General features: G+C 58.8%; 14 protein-coding genes. 5 read left to right on the top strand and 9 right to left on the bottom strand.

The window, feature by feature from the left end:
• Positions 1 to 69 precede the first annotated feature (69 nt).
• Entirely contained in the window at positions 70 to 1878 is a 1809-nt protein-coding gene (oadA, locus tag PSPTO_RS28545) for a sodium-extruding oxaloacetate decarboxylase subunit alpha (RefSeq protein WP_011105539.1), read from the top strand.
• A gap of 315 nt (positions 1879 to 2193) precedes the next feature.
• Here oadA and PSPTO_RS28540 read toward each other — a convergent pair.
• The 4 genes from PSPTO_RS28540 to PSPTO_RS28525 form a co-directional block, all read right to left on the bottom strand.
• Positions 2194 to 3545, bottom strand: a protein-coding gene (locus tag PSPTO_RS28540) for an IS3-like element ISPsy8 family transposase (protein ID WP_149032136.1) whose coding sequence is annotated in 2 segments (ribosomal slippage) — positions 2194 to 3086 and positions 3086 to 3545 — 1353 coding nt in all. Because the reading frame shifts where the segments join, the coding sequence is not laid out codon by codon here.
• Between the two features lie 330 nt (positions 3546 to 3875).
• Entirely contained in the window at positions 3876 to 4544 is a 669-nt protein-coding gene (locus tag PSPTO_RS28535; protein WP_011105538.1) for a GNAT family N-acetyltransferase, read from the bottom strand.
• Positions 4545 to 4559: 15 nt separating this feature from the next.
• Positions 4560 to 5006, bottom strand: coding sequence for a GNAT family N-acetyltransferase (locus PSPTO_RS28530; protein WP_011105537.1), 447 nt, complete (start codon positions 5004 to 5006; stop codon positions 4560 to 4562).
• Complete coding sequence (locus tag PSPTO_RS28525; protein ID WP_011105536.1) at positions 5003 to 5641, bottom strand: FMN-binding negative transcriptional regulator; 639 nt, start codon at positions 5639 to 5641, stop codon at positions 5003 to 5005. Before PSPTO_RS28525 ends, PSPTO_RS28530 begins: the two co-directional genes overlap by 4 nt.
• A 90-nt stretch (positions 5642 to 5731) precedes the next feature.
• Between PSPTO_RS28525 and PSPTO_RS28520 the strand changes: the two genes are divergently transcribed.
• The 3 genes from PSPTO_RS28520 to PSPTO_RS28510 all read left to right on the top strand — a co-directional run bounded on the left by PSPTO_RS28520 (position 5732) and on the right by PSPTO_RS28510 (position 9580).
• Positions 5732 to 7294 carry a PLP-dependent aminotransferase family protein gene (locus PSPTO_RS28520; protein ID WP_011105535.1) on the top strand — a complete coding sequence of 521 codons (1563 nt, stop codon included), beginning with the start codon at positions 5732 to 5734 and terminating at the stop codon, positions 7292 to 7294.
• 54 nt (positions 7295 to 7348) lie between these two features.
• Positions 7349 to 8560: a YeeE/YedE family protein gene (locus PSPTO_RS28515; protein WP_005768334.1), complete on the top strand. Its 1212-nt coding sequence runs from the start codon at positions 7349 to 7351 to the stop codon at positions 8558 to 8560.
• Positions 8561 to 8707: 147 nt separating this feature from the next.
• Positions 8708 to 9580, top strand: coding sequence for a bestrophin family protein (locus tag PSPTO_RS28510; RefSeq protein WP_005768336.1), 873 nt, complete (start codon positions 8708 to 8710; stop codon positions 9578 to 9580).
• Between the two features lie 63 nt (positions 9581 to 9643).
• On the opposite strand, the gene PSPTO_RS28505 is transcribed toward PSPTO_RS28510, so the two are convergent.
• The 3 genes from PSPTO_RS28505 to aspA all read right to left on the bottom strand — a co-directional run bounded on the left by PSPTO_RS28505 (position 9644) and on the right by aspA (position 13836).
• Positions 9644 to 10648 (bottom strand): asparaginase, encoded by a 1005-nt coding sequence (locus tag PSPTO_RS28505; protein WP_011105534.1) that lies wholly within the window; start codon positions 10646 to 10648, stop codon positions 9644 to 9646.
• 29 nt (positions 10649 to 10677) lie between these two features.
• Positions 10678 to 12129, bottom strand: coding sequence for an alanine/glycine:cation symporter family protein (locus tag PSPTO_RS28500; protein WP_007244998.1), 1452 nt, complete (start codon positions 12127 to 12129; stop codon positions 10678 to 10680).
• A 282-nt stretch (positions 12130 to 12411) separates the two neighbouring features.
• Entirely contained in the window at positions 12412 to 13836 is a 1425-nt protein-coding gene (gene aspA, locus PSPTO_RS28495; RefSeq protein WP_005739655.1) for an aspartate ammonia-lyase, read from the bottom strand.
• A 294-nt stretch (positions 13837 to 14130) separates the two neighbouring features.
• On the opposite strand from aspA, the gene PSPTO_RS28490 reads away from it, so the two are divergent.
• A complete protein-coding gene (locus PSPTO_RS28490) occupies positions 14131 to 15042 on the top strand; it encodes a LysR substrate-binding domain-containing protein (RefSeq protein WP_005768341.1) in 912 nt (303 codons plus the stop codon).
• A gap of 35 nt (positions 15043 to 15077) precedes the next feature.
• Here the strand turns inward: PSPTO_RS28490 and PSPTO_RS28485 are convergent, their stop codons facing one another.
• Together PSPTO_RS28485 and PSPTO_RS28480 are read right to left on the bottom strand one after the other, a co-directional pair.
• Positions 15078 to 15710 carry a hypothetical protein gene (locus PSPTO_RS28485; RefSeq protein WP_011105533.1) on the bottom strand — a complete coding sequence of 211 codons (633 nt, stop codon included), beginning with the start codon at positions 15708 to 15710 and terminating at the stop codon, positions 15078 to 15080.
• Between the two features lie 255 nt (positions 15711 to 15965).
• A complete protein-coding gene (locus PSPTO_RS28480; RefSeq protein ID WP_046464028.1) occupies positions 15966 to 16583 on the bottom strand; it encodes a reprolysin-like metallopeptidase in 618 nt (205 codons plus the stop codon).
• Between the last annotated feature and the right edge of the window lie 136 nt (positions 16584 to 16719).

Below are 16719 nucleotides of genomic sequence, written 5' to 3'. Positions count from 1 at the left end.
CAAGCAAGAGCGACTCGGCTTTTACTTGCGGCTTGTAGCTTGAAACTTGCAGCTTGAAAGGAGCTACCAATGACCAAGAAGATATTCGTAACCGACACCATCCTGCGCGACGCTCACCAATCGCTGCTGGCGACCCGCATGCGCACCGAGGACATGCTGCCAATCTGCGACAAGCTCGACAAGGTCGGCTATTGGTCGCTGGAAATGTGGGGTGGCGCGACGTTTGACGCCTGCGTGCGTTTTCTCAAGGAAGACCCTTGGGAGCGTCTGCGTCAGTTGCGTGCGGCTTTGCCCAATACCCGTCTGCAAATGCTTCTACGCGGTCAGAACCTGCTGGGCTATCGGCATTACAGCGATGACGTGGTCAAGGCGTTCGTGGCCAAGGCGGCGGTGAATGGCATCGACGTGTTCCGTATTTTCGATGCCATGAACGATGTGCGTAACCTGCGCGTTGCCATCGAAGCGGTGAAGGCGGCAGGCAAGCATGCGCAGGGTACCATCGCCTACACCACCAGCCCGGTGCACACCATCGAAGCGTTCGTCGCGCAGGCCCGGCAAATGGAGGCGATGGGCTGCGACTCGGTGGCGATCAAGGACATGGCCGGTCTGTTGACGCCGTATGCCACCGGCGAGCTGGTCAGGGCGCTGAAAGCCGAGCAGTCGTTGCCGGTGTTCATTCACTCCCATGACACGGCGGGTCTGGCTGCGATGTGTCAGCTCAAGGCCATCGAAAGCGGCGCGGACCATATCGACACCGCCATCTCCAGCTTCGCCTGGGGCACCAGCCATCCAGGCACCGAGTCGATGGTTGCGGCGCTCAAGGGCAGCGAGTTCGACACCGGGCTGGACCTGGAGCTGTTGCAGGAAATCGGTTTGTATTTCTACGCAGTGCGTAAGAAATACCACCAGTTCGAGAGCGAATTCACGGCAGTCGATACCCGCGTGCAGGTCAATCAGGTGCCTGGCGGGATGATTTCCAACCTCGCCAACCAGCTCAAGGAGCAGGGCGCGCTCAATCGCATGAGCGAAGTACTGGCGGAAATCCCGCGCGTGCGCAAAGACCTGGGTTATCCACCGCTGGTCACACCGACTTCACAGATTGTCGGCACCCAGGCGTTTTTCAACGTGCTGGCTGGCGAGCGTTACAAGACCATCACCAATGAGGTGAAGCTTTACCTGCAAGGCGGGTATGGCAAAGCGCCGGGGCAAGTGGATGAAAAACTGCGTCGGCAGGCGATTGGCAGCGAGGACCTGATCGATGTTCGTCCGGCCGACCTGCTCAAGCCGGAGATGACCAAGCTGCGTGCTGACATTGGCGCACTGGCCAAATCCGAAGAGGACGTGCTGACCTTTGCCATGTTTCCGGACATTGGCCGCAAGTTTCTTGAAGAGCGCGCCGCCGGGACCCTGACGCCGGAAGTGTTGCTGCCGATCCCCGAAGCCGGAAGCGTGGCCAAAGCAGGCGGCGAGGGTGTGCCGACCGAGTTCGTGATTGATGTGCATGGCGAGACCTACCGGGTGGACATCACCGGCGTGGGCGTCAAGGCCGAGGGCAAGCGCCACTTCTACCTGACCATCGACGGCATGCCGGAAGAAGTGGTGTTCGAGCCGCTCAACGAATTTGTCGGCGGCGGCGCGAGCAAACGCCAGCAGGCCAGCGCGCCGGGCCACGTCAGTACCACCATGCCGGGCAACATCGTCGATGTGCTGGTCAAGGAAGGCGATGTGGTGAAGGCCGGTCAGGCCGTGCTGATTACTGAAGCGATGAAGATGGAAACCGAAGTTCAGGCATCCATTGCCGGCAAGGTCGTGGCGATCCACGTTGCCAAGGGCGACCGCGTCAACCCGGGCGAGATACTGGTCGAGATCGAAGGCTGATCAGACGCCTCACATCATTCAACCGTTTACCTCAGGGAAGCACTCGTGGCTTCCCTTTTTTTATTCTGCAGGCGAAACGCCTTGCTTATGAAGCGCAGCACGATAGTCAGGATTATCGTTCCTACGGCCCCGCGTGGGAATGCAGCTCTCGACGCTCTGCGTCGCGAAGAGGACGCGGAGCGTCCGGAACGGCATGACGACGCAGAGCGTCGCACGATAGTTGAGATCAGCATATCGACACAGAATTTCAGCACGATAGTCAGGGCTATCGTTCCCTACGCCCCCCGTGGACTGCCCCCCGGAAGTTGGACAGTTTTAGCTTGCCGCCTGAGTCCTGTATTTTACGGGGCTCAGGCCGCCTAGCTTCAGCTTAATGCGGTCATGGTTGTAGTAGCGGATGTACTCCTCCAGACCTGCCGTCAGCTCTTCTATGCTTTCAAATCGTTTCAAGTAGAAAAACTCGGACTTAAGCGTACCAAAAAAGCTTTCCATCGCAGCGTTGTCCAGGCAATTTCCCTTACGAGACATGCTTTGCTTCACACCCTTTGCCGCCAGTTTCTGACGGTACTGCGCGTGTTGATACTGCCAGCCTTGATCCGAGTGCATCACAAGCTTCGGCTCGTCTTGCAACTGCTGCAACGCCTTGTCCAGCATACTGGTGACCAGCTCAAAGCACGGCCTGGTAGACAATTCGTACGCCACGATCTCACCGTTGTACAGGTCCATCACAGGCGAGAGATACAGCTTTCGATTGGCCACTTTAAACTCGGTCACATCGGTCACCCATTTCTGGTTCGGGCGTTGCGCCGTGAAATTGCGCTCCAGCAAATTCGGTGCAATTTTTCCGACGGTGCCCTTATAGGAACGGTATTTTTTTGGTCGAACAACGGAGCGCAGACCCAGTTCAGCCATCAATCTCTCCACAACCTTCTTGTTGACCAGCGTGCCTGAGTTGCGGATAACCGCTGTGATGCGCCGAGCCCCATAAAGACCTCTCTCCTCGTGATAAATCCGCTCTACCTCCTGCTTTAGAGCAGCATCTGGATCGGGTCTGGATTGCACCTGAACCTGATAGTAGAACGTACTGCGCGCCAAGCCCGCCAGCGTCAGAAGGGCGCAGAGCGAGAAGCGGCTCCTCAGTTGTTTGACGATCAGGGCTTTTTCTTTTGCCGTCGTTGCTGCTCCTTCAACTCTTCCAACTTTTTTAGGTAAGCGTTCTCCATGCGCAGGTATTCGAGCTCGGCCATTAACTGGTCACGCGTCTTCTGCGTATCGTCGTCGATTACTGGTGCGGTGGGATAAGGCTTCTTGGGCATGGCAACAGACTTTCTTCTCTTGGGAACGTAGGGGGCTAGATCGTTACTGTAATGCTGCTGTTCCCAAATGACTATTTGGCCAGGATCACCAATACCAAAATGCGCTGCGGTCTGGCGAAGGGACAGCCCGTGCTCGCGCTTGTGCTCCAGCACTGAGCGTTTGAAGGCTTCGCTGTACCGAAGACCAGGCTTACGATGGCCTGTGTGCCCATGGCTCTTGTAATTGGCGACCCAGCGTCGAAGCAGGCTGGAATCGATCGAGAACTGGCTGGACACCTTGCGAAAGCCTATGTTGCCTGCAAGATAGGCTTTGACGACGGTGAGCTTGAATTGCTCTGAATACTTGGCCATTTGAACACCCCCATTAGGTCGGATTGGTGTCCAACTTCTTGGGGGCAGTCCACCGCGTGGGAATGCAGCTCTCGACGCTCTGAGTCGCGAAGAGGACGCGGAGCGTCCGGAACGGCATGACGACGCAGAGCGTCGCACGATAGTTGAGATCAGCATACCGACACAGGATTTCAGCACGATAGTCAGGATTATCGTTCCCTACGCTCCCGCGTGGGAATGCAGCTATAGACGCTCTGCGTCGCGAAGAGGACGCAGAGTGTCCCGAACGGCATGCCGAGGTGGTTTTTCGAGCGCCATGCTGATGCAGCGTCGCACGATAATGGTGTTCCTTCATCGAAACGCTTCAAGCCCTTTGATCTGCTGACCGTCTGCGAAGTTATCCACAGCCAGCCAGTGCTCGAATGCCTTTTGCCGTTCAGGCCATTCGCTGTCGAGCATCGAGTACCACGCGGTGTCTCGGCTCAGGCCTTTCACCACCATGTGTTGGCGAAAGGTACCTTCGTAGCTGAAACCGAATCGCTCGGCAGCGCGTTTGGAACGAGCGTTGTTGGCGTTGCATTTCCATTCCACACGTCGATTGCCCAGCGCAAAGGCTTCCCTGGCCAGCAGGTAAACGGCTTCGGTGCCTTTGGGGGTGCGTTGCATGGCGGCGCTGAACGTGACGTGGCCTATTTCGATTCGGCCATGTACGGCGAAGATCGACATCAGGCTGATAACGCCTTCGGCTTTGCCGGTCTGTTGATCGATCACGGTGTAGAACCAAGGGTCGGAGGCCGCCTGATGCCCGGTCAGCCATGTGTCGAAGTCAACGCGTTCGATGAAAGGACCGTAAGGCAGATAATCCCACAACTTGAGGTCGGCATCCGGGCCTTGAAGCACGGCCCACAAGTCATCGCCGTGACGTGAAGTATCGAGCTTCTCCAGGCGAATAAACCGGCCGGCGAGCGTTTTATCAGTGGGCAGCTCTGCGGCTTGCCAGTCCAGCATGATGTCCGACATGAATCACTTCCTGTTTCAGAGTGCTTTACGAAATTGGATGTACCCGCCGCGATCAGCAATCCGCCCATACAACCGGATGGCCGTGGCGTTGGTTTCATGGGTCAGCCAGTGCACCTTGTCGCAGCCATCGGCCCTGGCCGTGGCGTAGACAAACTCGATCAACTGCCGGCCTACGCCCGTCCCGCGCTGCTCGGGGGTGACGATCAGGTCTTGCAGGTAACAGGCGTTGTTGATGCTCCAGTTGGAGCGATGATAGATGAAGTTCACCATGCCCACCGCCTTGCCATCCAGCCAGGCCAGTGCCGAATGAGTCGGCTCGCTGGGGTCGAGAAAGCGTTGCCAGGTGATCTCGCTCACGCCTTCGGGCAGCTCGGTCTTGTAAAAACTCAGATAGGCCTGCCATAACGGCAGCCAGGCCTGATGATCGTCGGCAGCGACGGGGCGAATCCGGACGTCGGTCATGAAGGTCTCCATCCGCTCATCAAGCGAGCGATTTGTTGGTCATTTGCAAGATGGCTTGCGCCAAGACCGTCGCGTACACCGGCCATATCCTCAGCGCTGCGGTTCTGGCTGAGTTTGCGTTTACCTTGCAGGCGCTGCACGGGAATGGAAAACCCGACAATGGCGCCGAGCATCTTTGCAATGTAGTCCGCGGGCGCATCGTTGATCGACCACGGTTGGGCGCGACTGGACTCGTGCCGATCGGTGAGGTCATTGAGCAGTTGATGCAGCCGGTCGGGATCGGTGAAGCACTCAGCCTGACCATAGGCGTGCACGGCCAGATAATTCCAGGTCGGCACGACCTTGCCGTGTTCCGCTTTACTCGGGTAGAACGACGGGCTCACGTAGGCATCTTCACCCGGGAAAATCACCATTGCCTCGGCGTCGGCATTCAGTTGCTGCCATTGCGGGTTGGCCTTGGCCATGTGCCCGTAGAGCGTGCCATACGGGCCTTCATCGCTACGCAAAAGCAGCGGCAGGTGGGTCGCGTGCAAGCCGTCGTCACCTTGGGTGACCAGAATGGCCAGGCGAGTCTTGTCCATGTGCTCCTGAAGGTTGTGTGTATCGCTTTCCCTGAAGGCATTGGGTATGTACATAACGATTTTCCTCGGCTGATGAGGGAATCCTAGGCAAGCTATTGGTCTGTTGTAAGATCCATTTTCAATAGATTTCACAGAGCCAATCTAATGCCGGCAGACCGCGTTGCGTTTCCACCCACGCTTATCGGTATCGAACTGGACCCACGCCAAGGTCTTAGCAAGCAGCTGTATGAAATTCTGCGTCGGCAAATCCTCGACGGACGCCTGAGCAGCGGCATGCGCCTGCCTGCCAGCCGGGATCTGGCAAAATCGCTGGCGATTTCTCGCAACAGCGTGATGCGCGCCTTCGATCAGCTATACGCCGAAGGTTTCATTGAAGGGCGCGTTGGCGATGGCACATACGTCGCGCAACTGGCCGGACGTCACGCTGCGCTTCAGCGCAATGCTCCCGGAAAACTATCCACCAACTTACCCACAGGTTTGCACACAGGGTTATGCACAGGTTTGTCCACATTTGCGGTTGAAAACACGCAGAATCTGCTGAATCAAGTTATCCACAACCCCGCGCTGCAACGGGTTGAAAAGCACCACCTCAATGAGCCCCCGGATGACCGGCCCAAGGCCTTTAGGGTCGGGGTTCCCGCGTTTGACCTTTTCCCGTTCGCCTTGTGGGGCAAGCTGTATGCGTCTTTTTGGCGCAAGCCAAATCTCGATCAACTGGGCTATGGCGCTGCGGCGGGAGAGTGGCGGCTGCGAGAGCTGGTTGCGGCGTATCTTCGCTCCTCGCGAGGGCTGGGCTGTACTGCTGAGCAAATTGTGATCACCAGTGGCGCGCAGCACGCAATCAGCCTTTGTGCACAGCTGCTGGTGACGCCAGGCGAGGGCGTTGCAGTGGAAAATCCGGGCTATCGCGCGGCAGGTCACGCGTTCGCACTGGCTGGTGCGCGGTTGCAGGGTGTAGCGGTGGACAGCGAGGGTATGCGTTGCGCCGACCTTGAGCAGACGGACTGTCGGCTGGCGTACGTTACGCCTTCGCATCAATACCCTACAGGCGTGGTCATGAGCCTGGCCCGGCGTCTGGAGTTGCTGGCCTGGGCCGAGAAAAACCAGAGCTGGATCGTCGAGGACGATTACGACGGCGAGTACCGCTACAGCGGGTCGCCCTTGGCACCCTTGGCTGCGCTCGATCAGAACGGGCGAGTGCTTTACGTCGGGACGTTCGGCAAGATTGTTTTCCCGGCGCTGCGCCTGGGCTATCTGGTGCTGCCCGAGCATCTGGTGCGTCCGTTCAGCCAGCGCAAGGCGGTGGACATGCGCCATACCGAGATCGGCGTGCAGGCGGTCATGGCGCAATTCATTGCCCAAGGGCATTTTCAGCGACACATCCGCCGCATGCGTCGTGCGGCCCTGAGTCGTCGTGATGCGCTGCTGGCCGGCTGGCCTGACAACGTTCCCGGCTGCGCGGCAATGCCCAAAGTCGTGGCGGGCCTGCACGTAATGGTCAAGGTCGACAGCGTTGCGCGCGAGCAAGCGTTGATTGCCAAAGCCAGAAGCGTTGGCGTCGAGATGAGCCCATTGAGTGGATACTGGCTGTCCGATTCCGACGAGCCTGTGGATAACCGTGCCGGTCTGGTGCTTGGGTTCGCCGCTGTGCCTGAGCCCGCCATCGCGGATGCGTTGAACAGGCTACGCATGGTCTGGTCGGAGTAGGTCGGCAGTACCCCGTATACTCTGCACTTTCTGCAACTTGTCGTTGAGATACCCATGAACAACTCTCTTTCTGCAACACCCGGCCGCAAGTTCGGCGCGCCGCTGGCTGCGCTGTTCCTGCTGCTGATGGGCGCCCAGTTTCTGCTGCTCAGTGTCGGCACTCGCCAGGTGATGCTGTGGATCGTCGGTGCCGCGCTGGGCGTGACGCTGTATCACGCGGCATTCGGCTTCACCTCGGCGTGGCGGGTGTTCATCCGTGAGCGGCGTGGCGCGGGCCTGCGCGCACAAATGGTCATGCTGGCAGTAGCCGTGGTGTTGTTTTTTCCGGCATTGGGTGCGGGCACGCTGTTTGGCCAGCCTGTTACCGGGCTGGTTGCACCGGTGGGCGTTTCAGTCGTGGTGGGTGCGTTTATTTTCGGCATCGGCATGCAACTGGGCGGCGGTTGTGCGTCCGGCACGCTGTTCACCGCGGGTGGCGGCAACGCGCGCATGCTGGTGACGCTGCTGTTTTTTATCCTCGGTTCGTTGATCGCTACCCATCATGTGGACTGGTGGTTTGCACTGCCTGCGTTCCCGGCTGTTTCGGTGGTCAAGACCTTCGGCGTGCTGCCTGCGCTGATCGTGAACCTTGCGCTGTTTGCCTTGATCGCATTCGTGACCGTGAAGCTCGAAAAGCGTCGTCATGGCCGGCTTGAAGCGCCTGTGACCACTGAGCATCGCGGTCTGTCTCGCGTGTTGCGTGGGCCGTGGGTTCTGGTCTGGGGCGCTGTGGCACTGGCGCTTCTGAATTACGCGACACTGGCGTTGGCCGGTCGCCCCTGGGGGATCACCTCGGCGTTCGCGTTGTGGGGCGCCAAGGCTGCCAGTGGTCTAGGCGTGGACGTCGGCAACTGGGTGTTCTGGCAGAGCGCTGCGAATGCCAAGGCGCTGGCGGCACCGGTGTGGGAAGACATCACCAGCGTGATGGACATCGGCATCATGCTCGGTGCCTTGCTGGCTGCAGGTCTGGCCGGTCGTTTTGCGCCGAGCCTGGACATTCCCGTGCGTTCGCTGGTGGCGTCGGTCATCGGCGGGTTGCTGCTGGGCTATGGCTCGCGTCTGGCATATGGCTGCAATATCGGCGCGTATTTCAGCGGGATTGCTTCGGGCAGCCTGCACGGCTGGCTGTGGCTGGTCGCGGCCTATGCCGGTAACGTCATCGGCGTCCGGTTGCGGCCGATATTCTTCACCGGCGAACGCCCGCAAGTGGCTCTGACTGGCTGTTAAGAAACCCCAAGGCCCTGAGATAAAGCCCCGAGATAAAGCGGGCCGTTTGCGAACCATCTGCTGGATTGGCATTCAAAGGCCATGCAGTAGCGGTCCGAATGCGCGCTCGCTTATTTATCGTGGGGTAGTCCTTTGCAGCAAACGATCATGTCAAAAGTCCGTTTTCTCGGCAAAACCATTGGTTACGTCGGTTGGTCGCTGTTCTGGCTGCTGATCTGGGACGTGATCGTCACCGTCGATTTCATGCTGTTTCTCGATCGCAAGATCAACCTGCCATCGTTGCCGCTGACCTTGCTCGGTTCGGCGCTGGTGGTGCTGACCAGCTTTCGCAATTCCAGCGCTTACAATCGCTGGTGGGAGGCGCGCACGCTGTGGGGCGCGATGGTCAACAGCTCACGCAGCTTCGCCCGTCAGGTTCTGACGCTGGTCGAAGACGACAACGGCATCAACCCGGTCAAGGCCATCTTGTTGCGTCGCCATGTGGCCTACGTGAAGTGCCTGTCCGCGCACTTGAAGGGCGTTGAACCGGGCGACGAGATTCAGATGCTGATCCCCCGCGAGGAATTTGAACGCCGTCGCGATACCAACAACTTCCCCAACGACCTGCTCAACACCTCGGCTGCACTGCTGGCCAAGGAGTATCAGGCAGGGCGTCTGGACAGTATTCGTCTGGCGCGTCTGGAGTCGACCATGGTCGATCTCTCCAACTGCCAAGGCGGCATGGAGCGGATCGCCAACACGCCTTTGCCTTATCCGTATGTGGCCTTCCCGAGGCTGTTCATCACGCTGTTCTGCCTGATCGTCCCGATTGGTCTGGTGGAAACCCTGGGCTGGTTCACGCCGCTGGCCTCCACCGTGGTGGGCTTCATGCTGCTGGCCATCGAGAAGATCGGCACCGACCTGCAGAGCCCGTTCCGTGCCAGTGAGCACGTGATTCAGATGAATGCGTTGTGCGAAAACATCGAGCGCAATCTGGATTCGATGCTCAGGGGCGCGCAGGAAGAAAGCAAAGCGTCGTAAGAGGGGTGAGGTGCTCCGCATGTGCGGAGCGCCTCGGATACAGCAGAAGAAAGCTACCGCGGCTTAACGCAACTCGCCACACAGGTCCAGCTCGACAAGACGCCGAACTTCTTCGGTGGTCAGGCCGGCACCGAGCAGCGCATGCAACTTGCCAAGCGCCGCTTCACGGGTCATGCCACCACCGGAAAGCACACCTGCACCGCGCAGACGGCTTCCCGCCTCGTACACATCCAGTTCGACACCACCTTCATGGCACTGAGTGATCGCGACCACGCAGACACCCTGCGCGCGAGCGTTCTCCAGGCTGGCCAGAAACTGCGGATCATCACTGGGCCCGGTGCCGCTGCCGAAGCATTCGAGTACCAGACCCTGGATACGGCTGTTGACCAACCCGTCCAGCTGGGCTGCGCCGACGCCTGGAAACAATGGCAATACAGCGACCCTGGCTTGCGCCTTGGTTCGCCGGTAATCCAGTGCATCAGGCAGCGAAACCACCGCATGACCGCCGCGCGAGCGTTGCAGTGGCGCGAACGGTTGACGACCGAAGCTGCGAATTTTTGCGCAGCGCACAGGCGTCATCAGTTGCCCGTGGAAATACAGCTGAACGCCCGACACCAGGCCGGAACCCAGCGCAAGCAGGGCACCGTTGACGTTTTCCCAGGCATCGCTGTCCTGCACACCGGCAGGCAGCATGGAACCGGTGAACACCACTGGCGCGCTGAAACCCAACAGCTGGAAGCACATGGCGGCGGCGCTGTACGCCAGGGTGTCGGTGCCGTGCAGCACCAGCACCGCGTCGCAGCCCTCGACATCCACCGCCTCGATCACCGCCTCACGCAGGCGCAGCCAGTAGGCGGGGGTCATGTTGGCGCTGTCGATCAGCGGCGACATCTCGCGAAAGCGCCACTGCGGCACCCGCAGTTCGGGGTGGTCGGCCAGTTGCCCGGCCATCCGCGCTTCAAACCCCGAGGCAGGAGCCAGGCCGTTGGCGCTGGCCTGCATGCCGATGGTGCCGCCGGTGTAAAGAACCATGACTCGCTGAGCGGGTTGATGTGCATCATGACTCATGGGTCTTCTCCGGCGTAATGTCGCGTGGTTTATCGGGCTTCAGGCGCAGGCTTGCCCGCCAGTTCGGCATCGTGTGTCGACTGACGGCTCGGGTTGGCCGGCCAGGCGCTACGGTCCAGGTCCAGATCAGGGAACTGGCTGGAGTCGAACACTGGCGTCTTGATGCCTGCCCGACGCTGCGCATCGTAGTCGTTGAGGATACGCTTGACGACTTTGAACAGCATCGCCAGTGCGATCAGGTTGACGAACGCCAGCATGGTCATGGTGATGTCGGCGAAGGCCAGTACATCTTTCAGGTCGACGACAGCGCCCCACATGATCAGCACCAGCACCGCGATACGGTAAATGATGATGGTCTGGATCTTCTCGCCGAACAGGAAACGCAGGCTGTTTTCGCCCAGGTAGTAGTTGTAGAGAATCGAGGTGAAGACGAACAACGCCAGCGCCACGCTGATGAAGATCCGGCCCCAGTCGCCGACCACGGCGGCCAGCGAGTTTTGCGCCAGCACGATACCGTTGCCGTCGTAACCGATGTCGTAGATACCCGACAGCAGGATCAGCAAGGCGGTGCAGGTGCAGATGACGAAGGTGTCGAGGAACACGCTGAACGCCTGAACCACGCCCTGTGCCACCGGGTGTTCTACATGCGCTACAGCCGCCACGTTGGGCGCACTGCCCAGACCGGCTTCGTTGGCAAACACACCACGCTTGACGCCCATCACGATCGCGCTGCCGATCAGGCCACCGAATACCGGGTCAAGGCCGAAGGCGCTTCTGACGATGGTCATCAGCATGCCGGGCACGTGGTCGATCTGCAGAACGATGACGTAGATGGTGACCGCGATGTAGATCAGGGTCTTGACCGGGACCAGCAGGTCGGAAATTGCCGCGATGCGCTTGATGCCGCCGACGAACGCCAGACCCAGCAACACAACCAGGCAGATGCCGGTGGTTTTGGTGTCGACGTTGAACGCGCTTTTCAGCGAGTCGGTCACGGCGTGGGATTGCAGGCCGTTGAAGGCAAAGCCGAAGGTCACCAGCAGCAGTACGGCCATGACCATACCCAGCCAGCGTTTGCCCAGACCGTGCTGGATGTAATACGCCGGACCGCCGCGGAACTGGCCTTCGGAGTCCTTGCGCTTGTAGAGCTGCGCGAGCGAACACTCGATGAAGCTGCTGGACATGCCGACCAGTGCGGTGACCCACATCCAGAACACGGCACCCGGACCACCCAGCGTCACGGCAATGCCGACGCCTGCAATGTTGCCTGCACCGACGCGGCCAGCAAGGCTGAGCATCAGGGCCTGAAACGAACTCAGCTGGCCGGCGCTGCTGCGCAGACTGTCGCGGAAAACCGAGAACATGTGGAAAAAGTGTCGAAACTGGACGAAACGCGAGCGGATCGTGAAGTAACTACCCAGGCCAACGATAAGTACGATCAGTACCTTACCGGAGAGAAAGTCGTTAATCATTTCCAACATTTTTGTTATTCCTCGCTACTTTTGAGGGGGCGCACTATACCGGTGCAAAGTTTTTACGTCTGTAGTCGCTTTCTTGTGAGGCTGATTCTTCATTCGCGACGATGAATGAATGCTCCTGCGGATCGCTCCTTGGAAGCAGGTCGCCGCAGGCTCTGGGTCAAGCATCTGAGCCCTTTGCAGCAGGCAAAAAAAAGGGTCTGGAGAATCACTCCCAGACCCTCAAAAAATTGAGGGGTGTCTAGGCCCTCAATCTGGTGAGCGTGTTGCGCAGGTCATTCCCTGTCAGGCCTTCAAGGGGGCCAGACGTGGAGCGATCATGTTTTCCGGTCGCAGAATGTCGTCGAGCATGGCGTCGTCGAGCAGACCTTCTTCGCGGACCAGTTCCAGTACGCCACGGCCGGTTTCCAGCGCGATACGGGCGATACGGGTGGAGTTTTCATACCCGATGTACGGGTTCAGTGCGGTGACCAGACCGATCGAGTGCTCGACCAGTTCGCGGCAGCGCTGTTCGTTGGCGGTGATGCCGACGATGCAGTGTTCGCGCAGCATGTCCATGGCGCGCTGCAGCAAGCGGATCGAGTCGAAGATCTTGTAGGCGATCAGCGGCTCCATGACGTTGAGCTGCAACTGGCCACCTTCGGCTGCCATGGTCAGCGACAGGTCGTTGCCGATGATCTCGAAGGCCACCTGATTGACCGCTTCCGGGATTACCGGGTTGACCTTGCCGGGCATGATAGAGCTGCCTGGCTGGCGCGCCGGCAGGTTGATTTCGTTGATGCCGGTGCGCGGGCCGCTGGACAACAGGCGCAGGTCGTTGCAGATCTTCGACAGCTTGACCGCGGTGCGTTTGAGCATGCCCGAGAACAGTACGAACGCGCCCATGTCGGAGGTCGCTTCGATCAGGTCGGCTGCCGGCACCAGCGGCTGACCGCTGATCAGCGCCAAACGGTCGACAGCAAGCTTCTGGTAGCCGGGGTCGGCGTTGATGCCGGTACCGATGGCCGTGCCGCCCAGGTTGACTTCGGTCAACAGTTCGGGTGCCAGGCTGCGCAGACGGTTGAGGTCTTCGGTCAGCGTGGTGGCAAAGGCGCGGAATTCCTGGCCCAGAGTCATTGGAACGGCGTCCTGCAACTGGGTACGACCCATCTTCAGCACATGGTTGAATTCTTCGCCTTTGGCGGCGAACGCCTGGATCAGGCTGGCAAGGCTGGCGAGAAGGGCGTCATGACCCAGCAGCAGACCCAGGCGGATCGCGGTCGGGTAGGCGTCGTTGGTGGACTGCGCCATGTTCACGTCGTTGTTGGGGTGCAGGTGTTTGTATTCGCCCTTCTCGAAACCCATGGTTTCCAGCGCGATGTTGGCGATGACTTCGTTGGCATTCATGTTGGTCGAAGTGCCAGCGCCGCCCTGAATCATGTCGACCACGAACTGGTCATGGAAGTCGCCGCGGATCAGCCGGGCGCACGCCTCGCTGATCGCTGAATGCTTGGTATCGTTGAGGTGCCCAAGCTGATGGTTTGCATCGGCTGCCGCCTGCTTGACCATGGCCAGCGCTACTACCAGTTTCGGATAGTGCGAAAGCGGTACGCCCGAAAGGTGAAAGTTGTTCACCGCTCGCAGGGTCTGGATGCCGTAATAAGCGTTGGCAGGTACTTCGAGAACACCTAGCAGGTCTTTTTCGATGCGCGATGATGCAGGCGAGGACATGATAAAAAAAGTCTCAAAAAGGCACGGACAATGCCGGAACGCCACGAATAGTGGGCTTGCCGTTCTTGATTGACCAATGCTGTTAAACGCTGGGCTATGCAATAACGGCATAATGCAGGTGTGACCTGGATTACATCCGGTGCGTAAAGAGGGCAAAATGTCGCACCCGGCCCGTGCCGTGTCTGCTGATCAATAGCGATTGTTCATGTATCTGCGCCGAGTTGTCGTTCGTCCCACAGGCGTCGTTAAAAGGATGCCTGTCGAGGGCCTTCATTCATTGTCCGGGAGGACCTGATGAATCTGGAAAGCAAATGGCTGGAGGATTTCAGTGCCCTGGCGGCCACGCGCAGCTTTTCCCAGGCTGCCGAGCGTCGTTTCGTCACCCAGCCGGCGTTCAGCCGACGCATCCGCAGCCTTGAGGCCGCGCTGGGGCTGGTCTTGGTCAACCGTTCACGCACGCCTGTAGAATTGACCGCCGCCGGGCAGTTGTTTCTGGTGACGGCGCGCACTGTGGTCGAACAACTGGGCGAGGTGGTGCGGCATCTGCATCATCTGGAAGGCGGGCAGGGCGAGGTCATGCAGGTTGCCGCTGCGCATTCGCTGGCGCTCGGCTTCTTTCCACGCTGGATTGCTCAACTTCGTAACGAAGGGTTGAACATTGCGACTCGTCTGGTAGCCACCAACGTCGGTGACGCGGTGCACGCATTGCGTGAAGGCGGCTGCGATTTGATGCTGGCGTTCTATGATCCTGATGCTGCGTTGCAGATGGATGCTGAAATCTTCCCCTCGCTGCACTTGGGGCATACCGAGATGCTGCCGGTTTGCGCCGCCGATGCCGAGGGCCGGCCATTGTTCGATATGGAAGGCGAGGCCAGTGTGCCTTTGCTTGCCTACAGCACGGGGGCGTTTCTCGGGCGTTCAGTGAATTTGCTGCTGCGTCAGCGCAATTTGCGCTTCACCACGGTTTACGAGACAGCGATGGCCGACAGCCTGAAAAGCATGGCGCTTGAAGGGTTGGGCATCGCCTGGGTGCCGCAGTTGAGTGTGCGCGCCGAACTGGCGCGCGGTGAATTGGTGGTGTGTGGCGGGCCGCAATGGCACGTTCCGCTGGAGATTCGTCTGTACCGTTGCGCATTGGTGCGCAAGGCCAATGTGCGTCTGCTGTGGCGCAAGCTTGAAAGCGCTGCGCCACCAGAGTCATTGTAAGGCGGGCCGCTCCTGGCAAGCGGCCCGCGCTTTATTCAGGGGTACTCACTCAGGTTTGCGACGATTTTTTGCTTGTTTTGGTCGCTGTAGAAGTAGCAGTTGGCACGTACGGATTGGCGGGTCGCTACCAGATTGGTTTCACACCACCAGCCCCCTTTGTAAATGACCTCTGCGAGTTCGTGAGTACCGCCGAGCATATGGCCAAGCTCATGTGCAGGTGCGGTAAACGTTTCCAGCGAGGCTATGCCGGTATTCCCACCGAGGGTGGCGAAACCAGCCGTGGTTGAATTCATCCTGCTTTGGGTCACCAACAGGTATTTGCTGGTGCCATTGATCGGCAGGTTTTGCTCCTTCAAATACTGATTGATTTCGCTCCTCCATGCGCCATAGGTCTGGTCCGTGTTTTCGTTCTTGTATTGAAAGTCCGTCACGTCAGGAACGTTGCGAATGAACTGTAAATGGACGCGGCGACCCGTGAAGCTTTCCAGGTCCTTGATGAGCCAGGCAAAGTAGTCCTCGACGAGACGCTTGTCGCTGGTTTCCTTTACGTCGTCATGAATGAGCAGAAAGAAAAATAGCGGGCGCTTCGAGGTGTCATCCGCCAGTGCGGCCTGGCATAGCGTGAAGGTAGCGATTAACAGCAGAGTTCTTGCGATTGTCTTGAACATGTTTTTACTCGTCCGTGAGTAGTTAATTAGCATTCATGACCCAAGGCAGGTCATGTCCCTAATTAATAGCAATCGCGGCGTCGGGTGAATCAGCATTGTCAGCGGTCGATGTAGTCCTCAGCTGTAAAATGGTGCAGGACAAATCCACGCATTTCATGAGGTCGCAGATGCCGGTAGCCGTGGCCGTAAAAAACTGAACGGCGGCCCATTGCAACGGGGTGTGCGCGCCGAGCCGGCGCGCAGCGAGGCGAGTTCTCAGTTAACGGCAGGTGTGCCGTCGACGTAACTACGAATCAGCGCCTTGTTGGCTTCGCTGAAGTAGTAGCAGGGAATGATCGAGGTCGTGAAGTCTCCCCACATCGTCGTCTGGCACGGGAAACCGGTTGCGGCTTCGTGCGTGGCGCCAAGCAGGTGGCCGACTTCGTGTGCCAAGGTGTTGTAGTTCTTCAGCGACGCAATGGCGACGTTGTAGTTTGTTGCCGAAACCCCATGTGTCAACGGGCTGATTTTATTGGATGTCAGGAACACGTACTTATGCCGCTCTGACGGGAGCGGCAGGTTTTTCGCGTCTGCATATTTCTCACTGATGAAAGACAGGTTGGTCATCAGGTCGGCCTTTTCCAGCCCGCGATAGTCGAAGTCAGTGATCCCGGGTTCGTTGGCGATGGAGGTCACGGTGACTCTACGCCCGGTGATCTCAGTCAACTGTTCGATCAGCGGGCTCAAGTAACTCTCGTTCAGATCGGCGCGTTCCTGCTGTGTGAGCTGATCATGCATAACCAGGAACAGCCCCAGATTGGGTCCGCTTGCAGTTGCAAATGGCAGGTAAAAAAAGACGGCCAGAGACAGCCATGTTTTCAATGTGGTTTTCACGTTTACGTTTTTCATAGTGACGTTCTCATCCTTGATAGTCAGATTCAGGTGGCGACTTTACTGTCGCGGCACCAGTCAAGCAGATACCGATCAGCGATAACAGGCGCACTTTGCGCTGCAAGCAGTAGTTTCAGTG

This window comes from Pseudomonas syringae pv. tomato str. DC3000 (assembly GCF_000007805.1).
GTDB lineage: Bacteria > Pseudomonadota > Gammaproteobacteria > Pseudomonadales > Pseudomonadaceae > Aquipseudomonas > Aquipseudomonas avellanae.
The sequence above is the reverse complement of the archived record's forward strand: the minus strand, read 5'-3'. Positions and strand labels throughout refer to the sequence as shown.